The sequence below is a fragment of the Dokdonia sp. Asnod3-C12 genome, assembly GCF_045063975.1.
Lineage (GTDB): Bacteria > Bacteroidota > Bacteroidia > Flavobacteriales > Flavobacteriaceae > Dokdonia.
Window position 1 is genome coordinate 228485 of the sequence record NZ_JBEFNY010000003.1, and the last position, 14561, is coordinate 243045.

10 protein-coding genes are annotated in these 14561 nt (G+C 37.6%); 5 read left to right on the plus strand and 5 right to left on the minus strand.

Annotated features, from left to right (window positions below):
* Nucleotides 1-127 precede the first annotated feature (127 nt).
* Complete coding sequence (locus tag ACJJVW_RS01055; protein WP_405250457.1) at nucleotides 128-1489, minus strand: GIY-YIG nuclease family protein; 1362 nt, start codon at nucleotides 1487-1489, stop codon at nucleotides 128-130.
* A 45-nt stretch (nucleotides 1490-1534) separates the two neighbouring features.
* On the opposite strand from ACJJVW_RS01055, the gene ACJJVW_RS01060 reads away from it, so the two are divergent.
* The 5 genes from ACJJVW_RS01060 (at nucleotide 1535) to ACJJVW_RS01080 (ending at nucleotide 10109) form a co-directional block, all read left to right on the plus strand.
* A complete protein-coding gene (locus ACJJVW_RS01060; protein WP_405253037.1) occupies nucleotides 1535-3577 on the plus strand; it encodes an ATP-dependent helicase in 2043 nt (680 codons plus the stop codon).
* Between the two features lie 297 nt (nucleotides 3578-3874).
* A complete protein-coding gene (locus tag ACJJVW_RS01065) occupies nucleotides 3875-4378 on the plus strand; it encodes a GbsR/MarR family transcriptional regulator (protein WP_298327462.1) in 504 nt (167 codons plus the stop codon).
* Between the two features lie 6 nt (nucleotides 4379-4384).
* Nucleotides 4385-5521, plus strand: a complete 1137-nt coding sequence (locus tag ACJJVW_RS01070) for an efflux RND transporter periplasmic adaptor subunit (protein WP_405250458.1) — start codon at nucleotides 4385-4387, stop codon at nucleotides 5519-5521.
* 23 nt (nucleotides 5522-5544) lie between these two features.
* On the plus strand, nucleotides 5545-8688 hold the full coding sequence (locus tag ACJJVW_RS01075) for an efflux RND transporter permease subunit (RefSeq protein WP_405250459.1): 3144 nt from the start codon (nucleotides 5545-5547) through the stop codon (nucleotides 8686-8688).
* Nucleotides 8688-10109 carry an efflux transporter outer membrane subunit gene (locus ACJJVW_RS01080; RefSeq protein ID WP_405250460.1) on the plus strand — a complete coding sequence of 474 codons (1422 nt, stop codon included), beginning with the start codon at nucleotides 8688-8690 and terminating at the stop codon, nucleotides 10107-10109. Before ACJJVW_RS01075 ends, ACJJVW_RS01080 begins: the two co-directional genes overlap by 1 nt.
* Before the next feature lie 254 nt (nucleotides 10110-10363).
* Here ACJJVW_RS01080 and ACJJVW_RS01085 read toward each other — a convergent pair whose 3' ends face one another.
* The 4 genes from ACJJVW_RS01085 to ACJJVW_RS01100 are packed head-to-tail and all read right to left on the minus strand — an operon-like array spanning nucleotide 10364 to nucleotide 14080.
* On the minus strand, nucleotides 10364-12277 hold the full coding sequence (locus ACJJVW_RS01085; RefSeq protein WP_405250461.1) for a monovalent cation:proton antiporter-2 (CPA2) family protein: 1914 nt from the start codon (nucleotides 12275-12277) through the stop codon (nucleotides 10364-10366).
* A gap of 3 nt (nucleotides 12278-12280) precedes the next feature.
* A complete protein-coding gene (locus ACJJVW_RS01090) occupies nucleotides 12281-12877 on the minus strand; it encodes an NAD(P)H-dependent oxidoreductase (RefSeq protein ID WP_405250462.1) in 597 nt (198 codons plus the stop codon).
* 50 nt (nucleotides 12878-12927) lie between these two features.
* Nucleotides 12928-13311, minus strand: a complete 384-nt coding sequence (locus ACJJVW_RS01095) for a DUF3037 domain-containing protein (RefSeq protein WP_405250463.1) — start codon at nucleotides 13309-13311, stop codon at nucleotides 12928-12930.
* Nucleotides 13301-14080, minus strand: coding sequence for a HipA family kinase (locus ACJJVW_RS01100; protein WP_405250464.1), 780 nt, complete (start codon nucleotides 14078-14080; stop codon nucleotides 13301-13303). Before ACJJVW_RS01100 ends, ACJJVW_RS01095 begins: the two co-directional genes overlap by 11 nt.
* Nucleotides 14081-14561: the final 481 nt, after the last annotated feature.

Consider the following 14561-nt stretch of genomic DNA (forward strand, 5'->3'; position numbering starts at 1 on the left):
CACACAAAAAATCAACCAAAACAGCTCTTACCTCCTACACTCAAGAGGATGTATCAAATAAGAAAAAGTGCCTTTTAATGAACATAAAAACAGCAAAATGGCAGTGAAAGTGGGAAATTAAAGCGCGTTATCTTAAGAAATTTTTAATAACTCCGCGTTTTTTAAGATGCGTGAGAATGCTCCTGCTGGTGTAATACGTATGGTCTTGAGGAATAAGATACGCCTCAAGATCTTCTATGGTATTTACCGTTTCTTGATTTGTGATATAACCATAACCCATATAAATTCCGTCTATTACAAGTATAAAAGAGCGTTCATTACTGGTTCTTCCTATGAGGTCTAGATAGTATGTTTCCTCTTTACTTGTGAGAGTTTCCAGCGCTTTGTAGACTCTTGCATTGTATATTTCCTTGGGTTCTTCTCCCCTACATACGCCCTTACAAGCTTTACTAGAGCAAGAACCAGCAGTACGTTCTACACCCATAAATCTTGGACATAGCGCGTGCATTATTTGTAATAGTTTGAGTTGCTGGATTACAGAATCCCTATTAAAAGAAACGGTATGACAGGAGTCTGTGTAGCTCTTTTCTGTGGGCACAATTCTCAAGATTCCTTTGGCATCTATTTTAGATTCCACAATCCAAGGGTTGTTGGTCTCTATCTGTTGCGAATTATAGATAGGTGCAAGCTGTTTAATCTCTGCCGACTCTTTGAGTAAAGCGATTAACTCGTTTCCGGTTTCAACATATTCTACAGCGACGGTTTCTTTGCACAGTGTCTTTTCAAAAACTAATCTGCTCTTAAAATGCGAAATCACTCGCTTTTTTAAGTCGACTGCTTTTCCTACGTAAATCACTTCGTCGGCTGCGTTCCTAAAGTAGTACACGCCACTTGTTTTAGGTAAATGGTCATATAGGCTTGTGGTAGCGATGGTGTTTTGTTCCGCTTTCGCGAAAGCGTAACTCTCATTATCATCCACACTAGCCTTAATTTGAAACAATTGAGACAGTGCTCGAGCATTCATGCCAGCTTTCAAAGAATCATATTCCACCGAATGGACTGCTGCAGTTTCCTCAAAAGATAGTTGTGCAGCGCTGCTACTCTTTCTGGAGGAAGTAGCATTAAAAATAAGGGAAGACTTCCCTAGTGGATACCCAATCTCCCTAAAACTGCTGCGTAGCAATTGCTGTGAGAAATTATCAAAATATGCAATCTCACAGTCTTCCAAATTGTCGATGAGTAAACTCGCGATATCTATGAATGATGGTGCTTTTCGCAGTGATTTATTAGTTATCCCGTAAGTAAATTCCTGATCTGAGGAAAGCACTTGAAGCGGTTTGATAAGGCTCTCATGATAATACAACTCCTCTTCGTCATCAAAAACGACCACAGAAAATGCAATAGCGCTCGCTATTTTTAAATTATTGCTGTTAGTTTGTAGATCTAAGAAGGCTCTTCTCAATATATTGAAGTGTAGGATAAAATCCAAAATTATGAATAATTTCCTATCTTTGAAAATAAAAAAACTGCTATTATAGATTCATATAACACTAAGCAACGTGAGGCCATCACTTTTGATGGTAAACACTTACTGCTACTTGCAGGAGCAGGTACTGGTAAAACTAAAACTATTGTAGGTAGAGCGGAGTATCTTATTCAATCTGGCGTACGTCCAGAAAAGATACAGATCCTCACATTTACAAAAAGGGCTGCGAGCGAGATTGTAGAGCGTGTAAAAGCAGGGTTACCTGCTGGTACAAGCGGCGCGATTAATGGTAGCACCTTTCATAGCTGGTGTAACCAGCTTATTGTGAAGTTCCCAAATCTTTTTGGTGCGGCAAGTTTTACGGTAATTGATCCAGATGATCAATTAAGTTTGATGAAAATGGCATGTGGAAATGCCAGTGAGGAATATGGAAAAGTAAGAATCAAGCCGCAGCAAATTCTCGATATCTTCTCCTTTGCACGTAACACGAGAAGTAACCTCACTGATACCATACGCAAGTTGCTCTATAAAGGAAAAGATGATCCTCAAGTAACTGAAGATATCGCTACGTTACGACCACAACTAGAGCATCTTATTAAAGAGTACCAGCTACAAAAGAAGAGACAGCAGTACCTTGATTATGACGATTTACTGCTTGTTATAGCAAATAGATTGAATAAAGATGAGAAAGCACGAGAGATTCTGGCTTCCTCATACGAGCATATCTTGATTGATGAGATGCAGGATACTAATCCGCTGCAATGGTTTTTATTAAAGCCTTTTGAGCATATCTGTCACCTGTTTTGTGTGGGAGATGATGCCCAATCTATTTACAGTTTCCGTGGCGCAGATTTTAAGAATGTTCACTTATTTAAGGAACGTGTGGCAGATGCTACAGTAAAAGTATTGGACAAGAATTACCGTTCTACACAGGAGATTCTTGATATTTCAAACTGGTTACTAGAAAAATCACCTGTACAGTATAATAAAAAACTGATCTCAAGCAGAGGACCAGGAAAAGCACCTGTGATCTTGAATGTGAATAACCAATTTGAAGAAGCAAATTATATAGCCAATAAAATTCTAGAAGCCTTTTCTAGTGGCGGGAGCTCCTTTTCTGATTTTTTAATATTAAGCAGATCGCAATACTACACAAGACCACTGCAAGCAGTGTTTCTGCAAAAGAAGATTCCTTATCAAACCTTTGGCGGACGAAAGTTTCTTGAAGCTGCTCACATAAAAGATTTAGTAGCGGTATTGAGAGTAATTAACAATCCGCTAGATGAGATTGCGTGGATTCGCTTTTTTACTTTCATCCACGGTATTGGCGCTGTAAAAGCAACGTCTTATATGACCGAGGTGATGCAAATTGCACCAGAAGATATAAGGCCAGATACCTTCACCTCTATCATCTCTGGTACCGAAGGAGAAAAAGTATCTAAGTTTTACAAAACTGTTTTTGACAATAAAGGAAATGTAAAGCAAGCAATCAAGGAACTTTACAGCGCTATGGAGTTTGATCTTGCGATGAAGTACAGCAAAGACTGGACAGAAAAGCGCAAAGGCGATTTTCCTGTACTAGAAATGCTTTCTGAAAACTATGCGACGCTTGGTGCTTTTATCTCAGAAGGGATTCTAGATAATGCTGCACATGTTTCAGGTCAAAACACCTTAGAAGGCAGTAAATTAACCACCACAGATCATCAAGATCACGTCACCATCTCTACCGTACACTCGGCTAAGGGTCTTGAAGCAGACGTTTGTTTTGTACTTAATGTATCCCCTAAGTCCTACCCTTCCTCCTACAGTCTAGGGAATCTAGAGGAAGTAGAAGAAGATAGACGCGTGTTATACGTGGCACTTACTAGAGCAAAAAACGAACTCATTATCACAAGAGCTACGGAGTCCATAAACGCCTTTCATCATAAAACGGATACGCAAGAAGAACTAGGAGAAAATAGCGCCTATTTTCTAGAGGAGCTCCCAAATCATCTTGCTACTCAAACTTCTCCAAAATCTACATTTACAGCTCATAAAGATGCTGCCGTAAAGAATGATATTGATTTAGATTTGGGAATGGATTTTAGCTAAACTTCTACTATTCTGTTTCGCAAACTCACGCTGTGCCATCCTTTTCTCAAGAGGATGGCTTATTTATTTGGGTACATTTCAACAATCAGTGCCAAATACAAGTAGTGATGGCAGAGCTGTGCTGTACTTTTGAAAGGTACTTATCCTTGTTTCTGTAACGCTTTCGCGAAAGCTATATTAATTATGTTTTTTTTAACTTCGATTGGTTCGGTTTGTTCCGAACTAACGGTTAATTTTGCCGCGTATTTGAATCTCATCTGTATGTTCAATCGAGCGATGGGAATAAATTAAGGAATAATGACAGACAAAATTTGTAAAGAAAAAATGTCACTTGTTGAAAAACTAGGTGTACATATCGAAAAGCGAGAGCAACTAGCTCCAGTAGCAGCTCGCATACTATCATATACAATACTTACAGGAAAAAAAGGAAGCACTTTTGAGGACATGGTTAATATACTATGCGCTAGTAAGAGTACGATTTCAACACACCTCAATCACCTACAAGACCTTAATAAAATCGAGTATTTCACAAAAACTGGTGATCGTAAGAAGTACTTTATTATCAATAAGGATATGGTAGTACACCATGTAGATAATCTCATGAATGAGTGGAAAGAAGTACGAGAATTACATGAAGAGATTAAGACTTATAAGGAAACAATGAATCTCCAAAATGATGGTGACGATGCAGAAAAATTTGATTTGAATTTTCATAATGATTATATCAAATTTTTAGATGAAGCCACTGCTTCTATAGAAATACTAAGAACAAAGTTAACAGACGCCAAATTTGAAATATAAAGTACCATGAAAAAAAATACATCATTCACCCTGCTTGCACTTGTCGTGCTATTCATTACAATAAGTTGTGGAGGTAATCAAGAAGATACTGCTGCTACAGCACAGCAAGCTCCTCCAGCTCCATTCCCAGTAATGAAGTTACAGCCTAAAACTGTAACCGCTTACCAGGAATACCCTACAAGTCTTGAAGGAATTGTAAATAGTGCTGTAAGAGCAAAAGCATCTGGATATATACAGCAAGTACTTGTAGACGAAGGTCAAAAAGTACGTAAGGGTCAAGTATTATTTAGACTTGAGACACAATCACTTAATCAAGATGCTGGTGCAGCAAAAGCAAGAGTAAACGTTGCTCAGGTTGAAATTGATAAATTGACACCACTGGTAGAAAAGAATATCATAAGTGCCGTACAATTAGAAACTGCAAAAGCAAATCTAGCGCAAGCAAAAGCAAATTATAGCAGTATCTCTGCAAACATAGGTTATGCAACTATTACAAGTCCTGTAGATGGTTTTGTAGGTGCAATTACGTATAGAGAAGGTTCGCTTGTGAGTCCTGCAGATCCTCAACCGCTTACTACTGTAAGTGATATAAGTAAGGTTTATGCTTTCTTTAGTCTTAATGAAAAACAATACTTAGACTTCTTACAACAAGCAGAAGGAAAAGATCTCGCCGAAAAGCTTGCTAACTTTTCTGATGTGAGTTTAATACTTGCAAATGGAACAACCTATTCTGAGAAAGGAACCATACAAACTAGTACCGGCCAAATTAATCAACGCACAGGTACTGTAAGTTTAAGAGCAGTTTTTGACAATCCTAACCAATTACTAACAAACGGTAATAGTGGTAAAATACAAATACCAACGATATACGAGGATGCTATCGTTATTCCTCAAGAAGCTACCTACGAACAACAAGGAAATATTATGTTCTTTAAAGTTGACAATGAGAATAAAGTAGCTACTTCAATACTCAAAGTAAAAGCGATAGTAGACAACCTATATGTTGTGGAATCAGGTATCGAGCTCACAGATACTATCATCGTTTCTGGTGTAGGAAAATTAAGAAGCGGTATGACTATCACACCTCAAGAAGTTCCATTTGAGGAAGCTACTAAACCTATACAAACGCTATTTAAGAACTAGGTTACACTTAAAAAACACAAGACATGTTAAAAACATTCATTGAAAGACCAGTGCTTTCAACGGTAATTTCTATTATCATAGTGGTACTAGGTGCTATAAGCATAACTAGCTTACCTATAGAAGAATACCCAGATATTGCACCACCTACCATAAAAGTACTTGCTTCTTATCCAGGAGCAAATGCAGAAACAGTATTAGAAAGTGTAATTATCCCTATTGAAGAGCAAATTAACGGTGTAGAAGGGATGACCTACATCACCTCTACTGCTTCAAACAATGGTACTGCCGAAATTACGGTTTATTTTAATCAAGAGATTGACGCAGATATTGCAGCGGTAAACGTACAGAACCGTGTTTCTAGAGCTACACCACTACTGCCACAAGAAGTAGTACAAACTGGTGTTACTACACAAAAGCAAGAAACAAGTGCTTTGATGTTTATCTCCATGTATTCTGAGAGTGAAGATTATGATGCAACATTCATCCAGAACTATTTAAAAATAAACGTAATTCCAGCGATGCAGCGTATAAGCGGTGTAGGTGATGTAAGTTTATTTTCTCAACAGGATTATGCAATGCGTATTTGGTTAAAGCCAGAGAAGCTTGCTTCATACGGATTAATTCCATCAGATATACAGGCGGTATTACAAGAACAGAACTTGGAAGCTGCAGCAGGATCGCTAGGTGAAAATAATGGAGAGGCTTTTTCATATACACTAACGTATAGTGGCCGCTTTAAGGAACAACAGCAATATGGAGATATTATCATCAAAGCATTAGGGAACGGACAGTTTTTACGTCTAGATGACGTGGCAACGATTGAGCTAGATGCACAATCTTACGCATCAAACGCAGTGAGTTTAGGACATCCTGCAGTTTTTATGGGAATTTTCCAAACAAAGGGATCTAACGCAAGAGAGATTATTGAGAATATTAAAGTAACCATAGCATCTGTAGAAAAAGACTTACCAGAAGGACTAGGAGTTTTTGTTCCTTACGATACTAGTTTGTTTTTAAATGCATCTATAGATAAAGTACTTACGACCCTATTAGAAGCCTTTATATTAGTTTTCTTAGTAGTATTTCTATTCTTACAAGACTTTAGATCTACACTTATTCCAGCCATTGCTGTACCTGTTTCTATTATTGGTACATTTTTCTTTTTAAGTGTTTTTGGATACTCCATCAACTTACTTACCCTATTTGCACTCGTACTCGCCATTGGTATTGTAGTAGATGATGCTATTGTAGTAGTAGAAGCTGTGCATGCTAAAATGGATGAAGGAGAAAAAGACCCTAAGAAGGCGACGCTTACCGCCATGAATGAAATTTCTGGAGCGATTATCTCAATTACGCTGGTAATGGCAGCTGTATTTATCCCTGTTACTTTCGTTACAGGACCTACAGGAGTATTTTATGAGCAATTTGGAGTTACACTTATTATATCTATACTTATTTCGGCGGTAAATGCTTTGACGCTGAGTCCAGCGTTGTGTGCGTTACTTTTAAAGTCACACAAAGATGATGAGGAACTCAAAGGAAAAGGACCTTTACAGCGATTTTATACCTTATTTAATAGAGGTTTTAATGCTACTGTTACTAGATACGGTCACTCGCTTTCATTCTTATACAGACAAAAATGGATGCCTGTCTTATTATTAGCACTTGCTATCGTAGGTATTGTTTGGGCATCAAATACAACTCCTACAGGTTTTGTGCCTAATGAAGATAGAGGGATTATTTTTGCAAATATTGAACTTCCAGCGGGATCATCACTAGACAGAACAAATGCTGTAACGCTAGACTTATATGATAGAATTGATAGCTTAGAAGGCGTTGTGGGTGTCAACTTTATTAAAGGTAGAAGTTTAATAAATGGTGCAGGAAGTAACTACGGCTTTGGAATTATAAAACTAGCAAATTGGGATGAGCGTGAAGATCCTTCACTATCTGCCACTGCTATCACAGGTAAACTCTTTGGTATAGTTGCAAATATTCCTGAGGCTAAGATTATTTTCTTCTCTCCTCCTAGTATTAGAGGATTTGGTAACTCATCTGGTTTTGAAGTAAACTTATTAGACAAGTTTGGAGGTGAGTTTAAAGACTTAGACGTTGCCAATAAAGAATTTGCTGCAGCATTAATGTCACATCCAGAAATTAAATATGCGCAGTCCTCTTTTAGCACAGAATATCCACAATATGAGATGGAAATCAATGTCCCTCTTGCTAAGGAAAAAGGAGTGCCTATTAATAGTATCTTCTCCACATTACAAGGATATATAGGAGGTATTTATGCATCAGATTTTTCTAAGTTTGGAAAGCAGTTTAGAGTCTATATTCAGGCGCTACCTGATGATCGAGCTGGCGTTGAAGATTTAAATAGTATATACGTAAGAACAGACTCTGGAGAGATGACTCCTATCACACAGTTTGTAAACTTAGAACGTGTGTATGGACCACAATCTGTTACTCGTTTTAACCTATTTAATTCTACTTCTATCACTGGTGCTACAAATGAAAGCTTTAGTACTGGAGACGCTATTAGAATAATAGATGAAGAGGTTGCAAAGCTACCTAACAACTATACTGTCGCATATTCTGGTCTTACAAGAGAAGAGGTAAATGCAGGAAATCAAACCGCTTTTATATTTGGGTTGAGTATTCTCTTTGTGTACTTCTTATTAAGTGCGCAATATGAAAGTTACTTATTACCATTTGCGGTAATACTTTCTTTACCATTTGGAGTTTTTGGAGCCTACATAAGTACCAAATTATTTGGTCTAGAGAACAACATCTATTTCCAGATTGCTTTGATCATGCTGATAGGCCTACTCGCCAAGAATGCTATTCTTATTGTTGAGTTTGCCCTCGCTAGGCGCAAAAATGGCGAGGACATCGTGAGTGCTGCCATAAACGGTGCAAAATCTCGACTAAGACCTATTTTAATGACCTCCTTTGCTTTTATTTTAGGATTAATGCCATTGGTATTAGCTAAAGGTGTTGGGTCTGAAGGAAACAACTCTATAGGTACAGGAGCCGTAGGCGGAATGCTTATAGGAACCATCTTAGGAGTATTTGTCATCCCAATCTTATTTATATTTTTTCAGTGGTTACAAGAACGCATTTCTAGTAAACCAGCAGTACAAACTATTGAAACACAAGAATAATGAAATCACCTATCACCTATAAAAATATAAGCAAGCCTATACTCTTGCTAGTAGTCGCTGTCATATTTCAAAGTTGCTTTGTAGCGCAAGACTATGTACAGCCAGATATTACTGCTGAGACAGAGGCACTGTATAGAACAGATAACCTTCCTACAGATAGTATTTCTATTGCAAATGTATCTTGGAGAACCTTATTTACAGATGAGCAGTTGCAGTCTTACATTCAAGAAGGACTTGAAAACAACATGGATGTGCGCATCGCTATACAACAGATGGTTGCTGCACAAGCTTACGCGAAACAAGGAAAGGCTGGTTATTTACCTACCGTAAATGTGGGAGCAAATTTCACACACCAAGTACTCTCTGAGAACACGCAGTTTGGTCAGTTTTTAACCAACAGAGCTACAGATCAATTTGATATCACAGCAAATCTATCTTGGGAAGCAGACATCTGGGGAAAAATAAGAAGTAACCAAAGAGCTACGCAAGCAGCATATTTAAAAAGTGTAGCAGGACACCAAGCAGTAAAAACACAGCTTGTTGCAAGTATCACAAACACCTATTATAACTTACTTGCTCTAGATGCTCAGATAGCCATCACAGAAGAAACGGTTGCAACTAGAGAACGTAGTGTAGAAACTATAAAAGTCTTAAAAGATGCTGGACAGGTTACACAGGTTGCAGTAGATCAAAACATCGCGCAGTATAACAATGCAAAAGCGCTACAAGTAGATCTTGAGACGGCACTTTTTAAAACTGAAAACATCCTTAGTATTTTACTAGGTAAACCTGGACAACGCTTTGAGAGAAGCACATTAGATAGTCAAATACTTGATGAAGAATTAAAACTAGGAGTGCCAGCATCACTATTAACTAATAGACCTGATGTCATGGCAGCCGAGTTTGATCTGATTCAATCTTTTGAGCTCACTAATGTCGCAAAAAGCAACTTATATCCTTCATTGCGATTAACCGCAGCAGGAGGTTTCCAGAGTCTTGAAATTGATGAGCTTTTGAGTGCAAACTCATTATTTGCAACAGTCATAGGCGGATTAACACAACCACTTTTGAATCAGCGAAAGTTGAGAACGCAGCGCAAAGTTGCTATTGCTCAACAAGAACAGAGCTTACTAGCATTTAAAAAGACATTGCTTGTTGCGGGAACTGAAGTATCAAATGCATTATTTGAATATGAAGCAGAAACTAAAAAATTCGAATTTATCAATAAAGAGGTGACTGCCCTCCGCGCAGCAGAGGCAAATTCTGATGAGCTCTTAAAAAACGGTTATGCAACTTATTTAGATTTACTTACTGCAAGACAAAGTGCACTAAACGCAGAGCTTAATATTATCGAGAGTAAACTAAAGCAGCTTGTATCTATTGTAGATTTATATGAAGCCTTAGGTGGTGGATGGAGATAAAAGCATAAGATGGCTACTAGGGGTATCTAATTCTATCACTCAGTTCTAATGATTGTTTAGTGAGTTATAGCTTAGATTTTCAATTCACACGCTATCTTTTGGTATTCAAGCTAGGAAATGTGATAGATGCGTATCCCACTTGTGACAATTAATACAACCAAAAGAACTAAATCATTTTAATAGCATTAATAGTAACTGCTCAAATTTTCCCGAAAGGGAGCTTTGAGCAGTTTTTATTTTAATAAGCTTAGACCTCAAATCTGAGGATCCTCATCTTCGTCATGCTGCTGCTCCTCAAGTGTTTTTCTTATGTGCTCGCTGTCCCAGTGATTATCATATGCAACAATGCCTCGATTGAAGTCTTCATTGAGGTAGCGTTCTTGCTTTTCTAATTCTTGACGGGCGACAAAAATATAACTGTCTGTGCCTCTCTTAGGTTCTTTGGCAAGGCGTCTTAAAATAGCTTCATCATATTTTATAAAGTTTTGAACTTGCCTATTAAGCGTATATTTTCTGAAACCGAGTTTATGCAATACATCGCTGGCCATACTGAGCGAGGTATCTAGGGATTCTCTGTAAATATTTTCTATACCTAAGTTGAGTAAATCATAGGCGTCATTTCTATTTTTTGCACGTATCATGAGTTCTACGTGTGGATATTTTTCTTTGACAAGCTTTGTGACTTGTGTGGTTACTGTAGGATTATCTATAGCGCAAATTAGAATTTTTGCCTGAGCAATTCCTGCAGATTCTAGTAAGTCTATGCGCGTGGCATCTCCATAATACACCTCAAAACCCATCTTACGAAGAAAATCTACACGATTTGAGTCTTGATCTAATATAGTCGCCTCTACTCCATGGGATCTTAAAAAGCGCCCTATCGTACTTCCAAAATGTCCAAAACCAACAAGTATCACATTTTGCGACTTTGCGATGTGATCCATAGGTCGTTTTATCGATTCTTTTGTTCCTATTCTTGGTAATATAAATCGCTCATTGATCATCCCTGTGATGGGTGTAAGTGACATGGTAAGTGCTGTAATCACCAGCATCATATCCATTTGATCTTGCTCTAATAATTGCAAGCTGAACGCGAAAGAAAGCAAGACAAAGGCAAACTCCCCTATCTGTGACAAACTAAAAGTGAGCAGCAGTTTCTGATCTAATTTTAGCTTAAAAACATAACCCGTAATAAATAATACAATCGCCTTTACGATTACAATAGCAATTAATATCCCACCAATAGTTAGCGGATTTTTAGCAATCACAATAAAATTGATGGAGGCTCCCACTGCCATAAAAAACAAACCTAGCAGTAGATTCTTAAAAGGTTCTAAGGTACTTTCCAGCTCATGTTTGAATTCGCTATTTGATAATACCACTCCGCCTAAAAATGCACCCAGCGCCGGACTGAGACCTACGTATTCCATTAAAAAGGATATAGAAAATACAATCAATAGTGCAGCTGCGATGAGAAGCTCGCGCACTCCAGTTTTTGCCACTTTACGCAGCATAGGTACAATTAAATACTTACCAGCAACAATGATAATTATAACAGATAGTATAATTGCTAGGGTTTGAAAAGCTATAGGCAAACCATCCAGTAAATTCTCAGATGCTCCATGGCCTTCACCACTTGCAACAGTGGTAGCGGTAGAAAGCAGTGGCAATGCTCCCAGCATGAAAATCACTATAATATCTTGAAAAAGTAAAATAGAAAAAGAAGAGGCCCCGTAGGTCGTATCCATCATTCCTTTCACCTTGATAGTTTGTAAGGCTATCGCGGTAGATGATAGTGCTACTGCCATCGCAATTACAAGAGACACCTTCCAGTCGTAACCTATGAAAGTAAATAAGAAATACGTTAAGAGCATGGTCCCTCCTACTTGCAGTCCTCCCATGCCCAAGATAGTCTTGCGCATGTTCCAGAAATTCTTAGGCTCAATTTCTAAGCCTATCAGGAATAGCATTACAACTACGCCAAACTCTGCAAAGTGTAATATATCTTCTCCTTCTTGACCTATAAAACCTAAGACATAAGGGCCTATGAGCACACCCGCTAGTAAATAACCTATTACAGAACTCAGCCCAAGTCGCTTTGCGATGGACACACAAATTATTGCTCCCGCAAGAAAGACTATCGCTTCAAAAAGAATACTTCCTGTCATAATTTACTGAGTTTTTAATTGTGGCAAATCATTTAAAAATACGCAGTTATCTACACCTAGTACAACAGCTTCCTTCTGCAGTAACTCTAATAATGATTTATAAGTACTCGAATGAGTGTCTAACTGATTGTCACTCAATTGGTGCGTACCCATGACTGCAAATGGCGGATAGTACTGCATCCCGCATAAGATTGCTGTCTGCTCAAAGGGTCTTAAAAATTCATTAATGGTAAAGCTATTGCTTCCTTGAGCACAATACACTTCTTTTGAGCCACCGGTGGTAATCACATTTAAGCAAGTTTTTCCCTTAAGGGCATTACCATTTGGTCCATATGCCCACCCAAATTCTAGCACCATATCAATCCACTGCTTCATTAAAGGTGGACAGCTATACCAATATAATGGATGGTGCCATACGATGATATCATGTGCAGCAAGTAACTCCTTTTCGGCATCTACGTCAATATGAAAATCTGGGTATTGCTCATAAAGATCATGAAAAGTAACACTCTCCATATCTTGAATGTGTGATACTAGTGACGTATTTGCCCTAGATTTTTCAAATTTAGGATGCGAGAATAATACAAGTATTTTCTTCATGGGTGGGTATCGTTAATTTTGGCAAAAGCCAACTAAAAAGATATATAAGGTTACAACACGTTTTTAGCAAAGATCTCTTCTAGCATACTCGCTGGATCTTCACATAAACCCGGATGCGTTTTAGAGCTTTGTATAATAGTGCTTCTACAAGCAGTAAGCCATCTAAATCTGTCTGATAGTTCCATAGCGCCTATGCGACCTCCAGCAGGTGAACCTTTACACACAAGTTCCCAGGCTTCTAGATATGCTTGATACCTTGCAATCTCTACATCTGTACAGAAGGCTTTCCACTTATCTGGGCATATATGAAACTTTATGCCTAGATATTTTTTCTTTTTTGAAAAGACAATGACACCTACATTAAAGAACTCTTCTCGTTCTACTTTAGGCACAATTCTAATGGTGGCGTACTCAAAGGTATATTTATCTTGCATCTTCTCCTTCTTTTACTAAGATATCAATTTTTGATAATCTAGAATTTACAAACTCAAGATAGGCCGCTCTCATATCACTAGGAATCATCGTGTCAAACTCAGATATTAACCAGTCTTCTGGAATATGTGCTATAATATCTTCTAGCTTTTCTTGCGTTAATAACTCTTTGATTGCAGTTGCAGCTTCTGGTAAGCGTGTTGCTTTCTCTAGCAAAACATGATCTTTTACAAGCGGGAAGGTACGCTCTAGGTGATTTTTCCAATTTTTCCAGTCATGGTGAAAATAAAAACTCGCTCCATTATCTATCACCCATATCTCATTATGCCACTGCAAGAGATTTGTATTTTTTGCCGTTCTATCAATATTGCTGATGATGCAGTCTAGTAATACAATTTTTGACGCAGTTAGAGCATCTACCGTACTCACCAGCGGATCATAAGTAATCGCCTCTGATAAGAAATGAAGCCCAAAGTTTAACCCTACGCTAAACTTCAATAAATCCTGAATCTCCTCATCTGGCTCTGTTTTACTAAAAGAGTCATCTAGATTCATAAACACAAGCTCAGGAACATGAAGTCCTATCGCTCTTGCTATTTCTCCTCCTAGAAGTTCGGCTATAAGTGCTTTCTTTCCTTGTCCCGCTCCTCTAAACTTGAGCACATATAAATAATCATCGTCTGCTTTGACTAAAGCTGGAAGTGATCCTCCTTCTCGTAAAGGTTGCAAGTATTGCACAACATTTACAGTTCTTAATTGTAGCATATCCATATACAGTATTCTCTTTTCTGAGGTTTTCCTCTTACTGCAAATTTAAGTGATTACTCATTGGTCTTATCTACTATTATTATGGAGCATTTTCAACTTATAAATGATGTGTATCAACTTTTATACAAGTACAATTTATTCAACAATTCATCGAATTTTAACAGTTTTGTTTAATTATGCTTTCGCGAAAGCGTAACTACATAAATAGCAGTTAAATTATTTTTGTTAAATCTATTGTTTTCTACTTGTAATTTTCTACAAAATGTCTTTTTTCAACGCTTAAGTGTTAATTTATTCTTATTAGTTGTAATTAGTCTTGCTAATAAAAAAACAATTCAATAATTTTCCTACACATTAAACTTGTATAAATCAACATTCTACAACCAATTTTGTACAAGTAAAAGTTCTTAATTACACAAATATCTAACGCTAGTCTTAAACAAAACTGGAGGGAGGTATTACTTTGATTAAACGGACTCTTATA

Coding starts and splice junctions, on each gene's coding strand:
- ACJJVW_RS01065 (WP_298327462.1), top strand. CDS start 3,875: ATGACAGACAAAATTTGTAAAGAAAAAATGTCACTTGTTGAAAAACTA.
- ACJJVW_RS01070 (WP_405250458.1), top strand. CDS start 4,385: ATGAAAAAAAATACATCATTCACCCTGCTTGCACTTGTCGTGCTATTC.
- ACJJVW_RS01075 (WP_405250459.1), top strand. CDS start 5,545: ATGTTAAAAACATTCATTGAAAGACCAGTGCTTTCAACGGTAATTTCT.
- ACJJVW_RS01080 (WP_405250460.1), top strand. CDS start 8,688: ATGAAATCACCTATCACCTATAAAAATATAAGCAAGCCTATACTCTTG.
- ACJJVW_RS01085 (WP_405250461.1), bottom strand. CDS start 12,277: ATGACAGGAAGTATTCTTTTTGAAGCGATAGTCTTTCTTGCGGGAGCA.
- ACJJVW_RS01090 (WP_405250462.1), bottom strand. CDS start 12,877: ATGAAGAAAATACTTGTATTATTCTCGCATCCTAAATTTGAAAAATCT.
- ACJJVW_RS01095 (WP_405250463.1), bottom strand. CDS start 13,311: ATGCAAGATAAATATACCTTTGAGTACGCCACCATTAGAATTGTGCCT.
- ACJJVW_RS01100 (WP_405250464.1), bottom strand. CDS start 14,080: ATGGATATGCTACAATTAAGAACTGTAAATGTTGTGCAATACTTGCAA.